Origin of the sequence: Clostridium algoriphilum (genome assembly GCF_020443705.1) — a bacterium.
Lineage (GTDB): Bacteria > Bacillota > Clostridia > Clostridiales > Clostridiaceae > Clostridium_AD > Clostridium_AD algoriphilum.
This window is the reverse complement of the sequence record NZ_JAIZZK010000125.1, coordinates 1-633: the sequence shown is the minus strand read 5'-3', so window position 1 is coordinate 633 and position 633 is coordinate 1. Positions and strand designations below refer to the sequence as shown.

1 protein-coding gene is annotated in these 633 nt (G+C 25.8%); it reads left to right on the top strand.

The features are described from left to right. The coding region (locus LGK95_RS22965; protein ID WP_404814486.1) for an IS3 family transposase at positions 1-72 on the top strand (72 nt) is incomplete at its 5' end. Between the last annotated feature and the right edge of the window lie 561 nt (positions 73-633).

Genomic DNA, 633 nt, shown 5'->3' with positions numbered 1-633 from the left:
AACTATAGATATCAATGGGGATTAAAAAAATTGACTCCTGTACAATACAGGAATCAACTTTTAGTTGCATAGTCTTTTTTTAATATCCTTGACATAGGATCCATTTTATAAGTTGCTAGTGGTTTTTTTTTATGAACATCTCATTATAGACAGGGAACATTATTTAATCTTATTCCATATACCTTTCCTAAATAGATGTATGGTATTACAATCAAAAGACAGTTAAGTATCTTAATGAAATATAATTGATGATATCTATCCTTGTGTGTCACAATGCAAAATATTAAATTAATTAGACATATATGTAGAAATATGAAGGTAATCTAGTTAGAACATATATGTGGTGAAATCATGCTATTATTAATGTGATAGAATACTCCTTGTCGTCACATAAGTACGATGAATTAAGTAAAATGTTAATTATGTTTTTATAAGTTTTTAATCAAAACAAATAAGAAAAATTAGTTGACAAAACAAGAAAGATCTAGTAATATAGTAGAAGTCGTCAGTTGATGACAAAGCAAATTGGTCTTTGAAAATTAAACAGAGAAATAGGTAAAGAGACGAAATAATATTTTGTTTTAACCAGTTAATTACTTTAGTAAAAGTAATATTTTAGTCGTAAGACTAAAA